This window comes from Nocardiopsis sp. NPDC006139 (genome assembly GCF_040614155.1).
GTDB classification, from domain to species: domain Bacteria; phylum Actinomycetota; class Actinomycetes; order Streptosporangiales; family Streptosporangiaceae; genus Nocardiopsis; species Nocardiopsis changdeensis.
Map to the genome: position 1 here is coordinate 1 of NZ_JBEXTT010000044.1, position 8,569 is coordinate 8,569.

Annotated in this window: 8 protein-coding genes; 2 read left to right on the forward strand and 6 right to left on the reverse strand. The window is 71.2% G+C overall.

What is annotated here, in order from left to right; translation table 11 throughout:
- Positions 1-2,222: 2,222 nt before the first annotated feature.
- The 6 genes from ABZ249_RS31820 to ABZ249_RS31845 all read right to left on the reverse strand — a co-directional run bounded on the left by ABZ249_RS31820 (position 2,223) and on the right by ABZ249_RS31845 (position 6,802).
- Complete coding sequence (locus tag ABZ249_RS31820) at positions 2,223-2,630, reverse strand: hypothetical protein (RefSeq protein WP_355270098.1); 408 nt, start codon at positions 2,628-2,630, stop codon at positions 2,223-2,225.
- Entirely contained in the window at positions 2,627-2,842 is a 216-nt protein-coding gene (locus ABZ249_RS31825) for a type II toxin-antitoxin system HicA family toxin (RefSeq protein ID WP_355270099.1), read from the reverse strand. The genes ABZ249_RS31820 and ABZ249_RS31825 overlap by 4 nt, the downstream gene beginning before the upstream one ends.
- A 152-nt stretch (positions 2,843-2,994) precedes the next feature.
- On the reverse strand, positions 2,995-4,035 hold the full coding sequence (locus tag ABZ249_RS31830) for a peptidoglycan DD-metalloendopeptidase family protein (RefSeq protein ID WP_355270100.1): 1,041 nt from the start codon (positions 4,033-4,035) through the stop codon (positions 2,995-2,997).
- Positions 4,036-4,215: 180 nt separating this feature from the next.
- Positions 4,216-4,779, reverse strand: a complete 564-nt coding sequence (locus ABZ249_RS31835) for a methylated-DNA--[protein]-cysteine S-methyltransferase (RefSeq protein WP_355270101.1) — start codon at positions 4,777-4,779, stop codon at positions 4,216-4,218.
- Between the two features lie 128 nt (positions 4,780-4,907).
- On the reverse strand, positions 4,908-6,347 hold the full coding sequence (locus tag ABZ249_RS31840) for an AlkA N-terminal domain-containing protein (RefSeq protein WP_355270102.1): 1,440 nt from the start codon (positions 6,345-6,347) through the stop codon (positions 4,908-4,910).
- A gap of 170 nt (positions 6,348-6,517) precedes the next feature.
- Positions 6,518-6,802 carry a hypothetical protein gene (locus tag ABZ249_RS31845; RefSeq protein WP_220563281.1) on the reverse strand — a complete coding sequence of 95 codons (285 nt, stop codon included), beginning with the start codon at positions 6,800-6,802 and terminating at the stop codon, positions 6,518-6,520.
- Between the two features lie 126 nt (positions 6,803-6,928).
- Between ABZ249_RS31845 and ABZ249_RS31850 the strand changes: the two genes are divergently transcribed.
- Positions 6,929-7,336 (forward strand): cobalamin B12-binding domain-containing protein, encoded by a 408-nt coding sequence (locus ABZ249_RS31850; RefSeq protein WP_220563280.1) that lies wholly within the window; start codon positions 6,929-6,931, stop codon positions 7,334-7,336.
- A gap of 406 nt (positions 7,337-7,742) precedes the next feature.
- On the forward strand, positions 7,743-8,569 hold an 827-nt coding region (locus ABZ249_RS31855; protein ID WP_355270103.1), incomplete at its 3' end, for an ATP-grasp domain-containing protein.

The window sequence follows — 8,569 nt, forward strand, 5'->3', positions numbered from 1 at the left end:
CACCCGGTTACTTTCCGAACCCGGTCGTTAAGTCTCCTTGCGCTGATGGTACTGCCCTGTGGTGGGGTGGGAGAGTAGGTTGCCGCCACGGTTTTTTTCGGGTTGAGAGCCCCTGCCTTCGGGTGGGGGCTTTCCCTGTTTTCGGGGTGTGGGTGTGTGTGGGGGGTCGCGTAGCGGCCCCCCTTTTTTTGTGTCCGGGGTCCTCTAGGGGGTTTCTCACCCGTCCGGGGTCCTGAGCCACTGCCGGAAGGGCATCGCTGGGACCCCACCGCAGGGGGTTTCCCACCTGCTTGGGAACCCCGGCCACAGCCGGAAAGCGAACTGCTTCCTGCGTTGCAGGGGGTGAGGGCCGCGGGTGTTCTCCCGCCTGGGCCCGAGGGGGTTGGGGTAGGGCGGTACTCGGCTTGGGCCCCGGGGGGTGAAAGGGACTGTGAGGTTTTTCCAGGTCGGTCACCATCTGGGAAGGGCGGTCTGTAGGCGCAGTGACAGGTGACTGGTTTCCAAGAGCCCGATCGCTTGGAGGGTACAGCCGCGGAGCGTGGATCCGTCCCCGCGCAGTCGGCGCCCGGCAGACCACCGGGCAGGAGCGTTTGACGGGCGTCCCGGGTGGCGGGGGTGCGCTTTCCGGGGACGGGTCCGCGCGAGGCGCGCGCACCCGCACCGTCTGGAAAGGTTGGGGGCGCCGGCGGCGGTGAAGGCGCTCCACGCTGTTGCCTACTCCCGCGCGTGACCGCGGTACGGACGGGACTGGGGGTGAAAGCCGCACGTTTCCGCCGCCTCGGCCCCAGACCGGGCACAGGACCGCGACCCTGACCGCAGGGGGTGAGAGCTGTGGGTGCGCGCGACCTCAGCTGGAGGGGGGTTGGGGAGGAAGAACCGCGGCCTCCGCCATGGGGGGTTTGCCGCACGTACCTGCGGCCTCAGCCCCAGGCCGGAAACAGAACCGCGGCCTTGCCCCCCCGGGGAGCACGCCGCGAACGCCTTTCCGTGCCGTGGGTCGGGGCCGGCGGTCGGGTGCGGGCCTCACCCCCGTAGGGCGAGGGTGGTGGTCCCTCCTCCCTGAACCCCTCGTGGCACAGGTCGGCGCACACCTTCAGCAACACCCCCTGGGGCGGAGGTTCCCAGTTTCTCCTCCGGGTTGGGGCCGGGGTCGCGGTCATGCCTCCCCCCTCTGGCTGATGCCGCGGGAGCGCGCGGCCTTCACCCCCGGGGGCGGAGGTGCGCGGTCCGGTGCCCGGGCTGTGGCCGGGGTTCCGGGTACGTGCGGCGACACCCCCTGGGGCGGGGGTCGCGATTCTTCCTTTCCACACCCCCCGGGGCTCGGGGCTGTGGGTGCGCGCGGCCTTCACCCCCACTCCCATCCGTACCGCGGTCATCCGCGGGAGTAGGCAACAGCGTGGAGCGCCTTCACCGCCGCTGGCGCCCCCAACCTTTCCAGGCGGTGCGGGTGCGCGCGCCTCGCGCGGACCCGCCCCCGGAAAGCGCACCCCCGCCACCCGGGACGCCCGTCCAACGCACCCCTCTGGTGGTCTGCCGGGCGCCGACTGCGCGGGGACGGATCCACGCTCCGCGACTGTACCTTCACAAGCGATCGGGCTCTTGGAAACCAGTCACCTGTGGCTGCGACCACAGACCGCCGTTCCCAGATGGCGGACGACTTGGAAACCTCCCCGTACCTCTCACCCCCTGGGGCCGGGCACCCCGCTGGCGTGACACGGTTATGGCCAAGGCTCCCGGTCGGGTGGGAAACCCCCTGCGGCGCAGGAGGCGGTCTACCTCCCGGCGGTGACTGAGCTTCCCGGTCGGGTGGAAACCCCCTGGGGCTGGGGCGCGAAGCCGCCCGCGGCCTTCACCCCCTGCGGCGGGGGCCCAGCGATGCCCTCCGGCAGTGGCTGAGGTTCCTAGTCAGGCGGGAAGCCCCCCACGGCCTTCGCCCCCTGGGGCGAAGGCCCCGCGACGCCCTCCGGCGGGGGCTGAGGGCTCCGAGTGGGTGAGCGACCCCCGGGCCCGGGCGGGAGGCCACCTGTGGCCCCCATCCTCATGTGTCCGGGGCGGCGGGAACGCCCACCCTCGCCCTCTGGAGCCGAAGGAGATGATCCGCCCTCCGACCGTGGTTCGGCCCCCGACAGACCCACCCGCCACCCACCACAACGTTGAAAGGTACGGGTAGGCACGCGGTCGCGGGTACGGCTCAGGAGGGCGCGGGAGGGGAACAGGTGAGATCACAGGTGGTCGTGCCGGTCCGCCGGTCTCTTCTGGCGGGAGGAGATCTGGGAGACCCGTTGTGGAGAGATCTTGAGATAGCGGGCGATCTCCCGGTTGTTCAAGCCGCGTCCTTGCAGTTCGGTGACCGTGCACCCGATCTTCCGGGCCGCCTCCTGCTGCATGCGTTCGGCTTCGCGTTGGGCCTGGCGGGCCTGTGTGGAGAGCGCGTCGATCTCGGCGTCCACCCGGATGTCTTCCATGACCACGGTGAACGTGTCGTCGTCGAGGTCGAGGGCCATGACGATGTAGTCACGGGCCATCTCCTCCGCCTCGGTGAGGTGGCGGGCCTGTGTGACACCCACGCCGTCGATGTGGAGCTCCCAGCCGCGGTCCCACCGCTTGGCGTGTACCTGGTAAGTCTTCACTGGAGCCACCCCTCCGGTAGGCACTTCATGCGTTTGATCGTGTCGGCGATGACTCCTGGGGAGAGCTCACCGTGTCGGGGGATGATCGCTCGGTGCTCTCCGCACGGGCGGATCCATTTTTCGTGATTGCCTCTGCCGGAGTTCCGGGATTGTACGCACCCGTGCCTGCCGAGTGCCTGCTCGACCTGTCGCCGCTTCATCCCTTTGACCATGAGAATAAATCTAGCCCCCCTAGATATCAATGGTAAAGGGGGGCTAGATCATTGGTTCGGCCTGGTGAGACGAGGGCTGCGGTGTTCCTCGTTCATGTCGGATCGGTGGTGGGGGAGGCCCGCCGATCCGGGCCGGAGACCTCCCCTGGGGGCTAGAAGCCGTAGTTGTACACCGACCCGCCCGGGTACACCGTCCCGACGCCGTTGCGGTACACGTAGCCGCCGTAGGCGGCGCCCTCGACGAAGGTCCAGCCGCCCAGGGTGCGGCCGTGCAGCGGCACGTACCAGCCCGCGGCGTTCGGGTCCGTGTACGCCCTCAGGCCGAAGTGGATGTGGGCGCCGGTGCTGGAGCCGCCCGCGCAGAGGCTGTTGCCCTGGGTGCCCAGGTAGTGCCCGACGCCGACGTTGTTGCCGGGCAGCCACTGGTAGTTCTCGAGGTGGTAGTAGTCCGTGGAGTACCCGTTGTCATGGATGACGCGCGTCCACCCCGTGCACAGGCTGTACGCGTATCCGCCGCGGGCGGCGCGCGCCTGGCCGTTGCCGCCGGCGAAGTCCACAGAGCTGTACGGGTGTCCGGACCCCCAGCCGTGCGGGCCGCCGGTCATGATCATCGAGGTGCCGATGGCGAACGGCAGCCCCACACCGATGTAGGTGGCGGCCGTGACGTCCTGTTCGGGGTCGGTAGCGGCGGCGACGGCCTCGCGCTGTTCGGCGTCCAGGAGGTCGGAGCCGCCGAGGATGTCGGAGAACTCGGCGCTGCCCTCCAGCCCCACCTCCCACCCCTGGGCGGTGTGGTCGGCGGCGAACAGCCACGCCTCCGGCGCCTCCTCGGAGCCGACCGGGACGGCGACGATGGCGACGCCGAACGCGGAGCCGTCGGAGGCCTCGCGGATGTCGACGCGCACGTCCTTGTCCTGGGCGTCGAGGGCGGCGATGCCCGCGCCCTGTTCGGCCAGGACGTCGGCGACGACCGCGTCGGCGAGCGGTTCCTCGGCGCTCCCGGCGCCCCGGGCGCCCGGCAGTGCGGCGGAGACCTCGGGCTCGACGAGGATCTCGACGTTGTCGGCGGCGGCGAGTTCGGGTGCCGCGGGGGCGGGCGCGGCCTGGGCGGTGCCCGCGGTGGCGACCAGGGCGGCCGCACAGGTGAGGGCGAGGGTGGACAGGCCGAGGAAACGGGGGGTGGGGGGCGTCAACGCTTCTCCTTGTGGGGGTGAGCGAGCGGGGTTCGACGGTGGCCGGGGACGGTGTCACGGCCCCGGCCGCGCCTGTGGTCCTACCTCAGGACCGCGGCTACCGCAGAGTAACCAGACGCCCACGCGTAGACAAGGGGAGGAGCTTCGCTTTTCGAGAAGCCCGGCCCTCCAGGGCTCCGGTCACGCCCCGTGCGCCTCCAGGGACAACAGGAACCTCTTGCGCTCCAGTCCGCCCGCGTACCCCGTGAGGGTCCCGTCCGCCCCGATCACCCGGTGGCAGGGGACCACGATGCTGATGGGGTTGCGCCCGTTGGCCATGCCGACCGCGCGGGACGCGGTGGGCCGGCCCAGCTCCTGGGCCAGCTCCCCGTAGCTCGCGGTCTCGCCGTACGGGATGGTGGTCAGCGCGGTCCACACGCGCCGCTGCCACTCGGTCCCCGCGGGGGCCAGGGGCAGGTCGAACTCGGTGAGCGTGCCCGCGAAGTACGCGCGCAGCTGGTCGGCGGTGTCGGCGAGCACGCCGGTGTCCTCCCGGACCCAGTCCGCGGGCACGTGGCGGGAGCTCCCGTCCTTGGCCGGGGTGAGCACACCGCCCAGGGCCTGTCCGTCGCCGTACAGGGTCAGCTCCCCGACGGGCGAGTCCATGGTGGTGAACCGGGTCGGGCCCGGTGCCGGGTCCTTGAACACGACCGCGGCGGCGCGGGCCGGTTCCGGTACTTCGATGTCGAGGGGCAGCATGTCCATGTCCGTATCCACGTCTCTATCCACGTCGTCCACGCCCGGTTCGGTCGCCGGGTCCACATCCGTATCCATGGCCGGCCCGATCGCCGGGGCCGTGCCCGTATCCACGCCCGCATCCATGTCCGGCTCCCTCACAGTGAGGCCCACAGCAGGTGGGTGGCGTAGGAGCGCCAGGGGCTCCACGCCTTGTCGTCGGGGTCGGGACCGGAACCGGAACCGGTGCCCCCGGTCGGCGCCCCGCCGGTGAGCGCCTTGCGCACCCCCAGGTCGGTGCCCAGGAACACGTCCGGGTCGCCCAGGCCGCGCATGCGCACGTAGGCGGCGGTCCACGGCCCGATGCCCCGCAGCTCCTGGAGGCGGCGCTCGGTGTCGTCGCGGTCGCAGCCCGGACCCAGGTCGACCCCGCCCGAGGCGAGGGCGGCGGCCAGCCCGGTGAGGGTGGCGGCGCGGGTGCGCGGCAGCGGCAGGTCCTCCGGGTCGACCGCGGCCAGCGCCGCGGGGGCGGGGAACAGGTGGGTGAGGCCGCCGGTGCGCAGCTCCGGGGCCAGGGGTTCGCCGTGCGCCAGGACCAGGCGGCCCGCGAGCGTGCGGGCGGCGGCCACGGACACCTGCTGGCCCAGTACCGCGCGCACGGCCAGTTCGGCCGGGTCCGGGTGGCCCGGGGAGCGCAGCCCCGGGAAGCGGGCGGACAGCGGGCCGAGCAGGGGGTCGACGGCGAACGTCTCGGCGACGGCCTGCGGGTCGGCGTCCAGGTCCAGCAGGCGGCGGCAGCGGCGCACCGCCCCCATCAGGTCGCGGGTGTCGGCCAGGCGCAGGCGGCACAGCACGTGCCCGGTGCCCGCGGACAGCTCCGCGGTGGCGGGGCCGTGCGGCAGGCGCAGCGTGCGCCGGTAGACGCCGCCGTGGAACTCCTCGACGCCCGGGACGGCTCGGGCGCCGAGGAAGGCGAGGGTGCGGTCGAGGTCGAACGGCGCCCGGTAGGCCAGGCGCAGCGTGATCGTGTCCGAGCCCGGGCGCACGGCGCGCCCGCGCATCTCCGTGGGCGCCCGGTCGAACATCGCGCGCATGGTCTCGTTGAACTGCCGCACGCTGGAGAACCCGGCGGCGAACGCGATGTCGGTCATCGGCATGTCCGTGGTCTCCACCAGCGTGCGCGCCGTGCGCGCCCGCTCGGTGCGGGCCAGCGCCAGCGGCCCGGCGCCGAGTTCGGCGGTGAGCAGCCGGTTGAGCTGGCGTTCGCTGTAGCCGACCGAGGACGCGACCTCGCTCACGCCGCCGCGGTCGACGGCGCCGTCCTGGATGAGCCGCATGGCGCGGCCCACCACGTCGGCGCGGATGTTCCACTCGGGCGAGCCGGGGGTGAGCTCGGGGCGGCACCGCTTGCAGGCGCGGAAGCCCGCCTCCTGGGCGGCGGCGGCCGTCGGGTAGAAGTCGACGTTCTGCCTCTTGGGGGTGCGCGCCGGGCAACTGGGACGGCAGTAGACACCGGTGGTGCGCACCGCGGTGTAGAACATCCCGTCGAACCGGGAGTCCCTGCCGTGTACGGCGCGGTAGCGCTGCTCATCGTCCATCACGGGATCCATACTCGCCGATCCCGGGGACCCGGACCGGCGGTTTTCGGACATCATGGTCAGGCCCTCCCGGAGCCCCCGACCCGCCCGGCCGTTCTGGCCTTTCCGGCGCTCCCGGCCCGCCGTGCCGACGCCCCCCGAACCGCGCCCGCGCCCTCACACCCCCGCGCTCAGGCCTCCTCCGAATGCTCCCTGAGGTACTCGATGTACACGGGGCGCAGGGCCTCCTGGACCTTGGGGTCGTTCTCGGCGGACAGTGCCTCGTACACGAACCCGGAGAGCTGGGCGACACTCGCCTCGCTGGCCTCCCGGTTGCCGGCGATCGCCTCGGCGGCGGGGATCAGCCCCAGGAGTTTCCAGAAGAAGCGCAGGTCCCACTTCTTGCGCGCCAGTTCGACGGCGCGCTCGCGCAGTTCGTCGGTGCCGAGCGAGTCGAGTTCCTGTTGCTGTGCCATGTTCCGGACGATACCCGTCCCCGCGCCCCGTCACCTCTAGTGACCTGGGTTACTCTTCAGGGCATCGGATTGTTTCGCAGCGTTCTCGCACAAGGGCCCTCACAAGGGGCCGTGAGGGGTTGGACCATGGCAGGTGCAGCACGGGTCGTCGTCGCCAAACCGGGGCTCGACGGACACGACCGTGGAGTGAAGATCGTCGCCCGCGTGCTGCGCGACGCCGGTGTCGAGGTCATCTACACGGGGCTGCGCCAGACGCCCGAGATGATCGTGGCGACCGCCCTGCAGGAGGACGCGGACGCGATCGGGCTGTCGGTGCTCTCGGGCGCCCACATGACGATGTTCTCCCGCGTGCTGGAGCTGCTCAAGGAGAACGACGCGGAGGACATCCGGGTGTTCGGCGGTGGGATCATCCCCGACGAGGACATCGCCGAGCTGGAGCGCCTGGGGGTCGCGAAGATCTTCACACCGGGCGCGCCCACGGCGGAGATCGCGGAGTGGGTCAAGGAGAACGTGCGGCCCGCGCACGCCGCCTGAACCGTGACGTGTCATGTCGTGTCGCCGCGGTGTGACATCGCGACGTGACGTTGGTCGCATGCCCATAACGTGGGGATCCGGGACTTTCGTCTCGTTCACAGTGTTATAGGCCGTGGCGCTCGTCACAGATTTTCCCATCGGGGGGCTTTCGAGAGCCGCCTGCGCCGCGATCACCGGTGCGGGCGGCGCAGCCAACGCGCCCCCGGTGTCCGGCGGCCGGATTTCAGGCGACTAAGCTTTGCGCATGTCGCGGGTGGCTAAAGACGCCGCGGCGATCTCGATCCCTGTAGTCGGCTCGACCCCCGTTCGGGGCATCCGCGTCGTGTGACACGCGGTGGTGAGCCGGATCCGGACCAGGCCACCCCGGTAGACATCCTGAGCCAGCGAGTTACAAGGACGGACCCTCGTGGACCTGTTCGAATACCAGGCGAAGCAACTCTTCGCAGAGTACGGAATTCCCGTACCCCAGGGGAAGGTGGCGAGCACGGCCGCCGAGGCGCGTGCCATCGCCGACGAGTTCGCCGCCGCGGGCAAGCCCCGCGTCGTCGTCAAGGCCCAGGTCAAGACCGGTGGCCGCGGTAAGGCCGGCGGCGTCAAGGTCGCCGAGGGCCCCGAGGACGCCCAGGCCAAGGCCGAGCAGATCCTCGGTATGGACATCAAGGGCCACACGGTCCACCGTGTCCTGGTCGAAGAGGCCTCCGACATCGCGGAGGAGTACTACTTCTCCTTCCTGCTGGACCGGGCCAACCGCAACTTCCTCTCGATCTGCTCCGCCGAGGGCGGCATGGAGATCGAGGAGGTCGCCGAGACCAACCCCGACGCCGTCGCCAAGATCGCGATCGACCCGCTGACCGGTGCCCCCGAGGCCGTCGCCGCGGAGATCGCCAAGGCCGGCCGCCTCCCCGAGGCAGCCGCCGCGGGCGCCGCCGAGATCATCGCCAAGCTGTGGAAGGCCTTCGTCGGCAAGGACGCCACGCTCGTCGAGGTCAACCCGCTCATCCTCACCAAGGACGGCCGCGTCGTCGCCCTGGACGGCAAGGTCACCCTGGACGAGAACGCCGAGTTCCGCCAGGACCTGGAGAGCCTCGCCGTTCCCGAGGAGGGTGACCCGCTGGAGGTCGCCGCCAAGGAGAAGAACCTCAACTACGTCAAGCTGGACGGTGAGGTCGGCATCATCGGTAACGGTGCGGGCCTGGTCATGTCCACCCTGGACGTGGTCGCCTACGCCGGCGA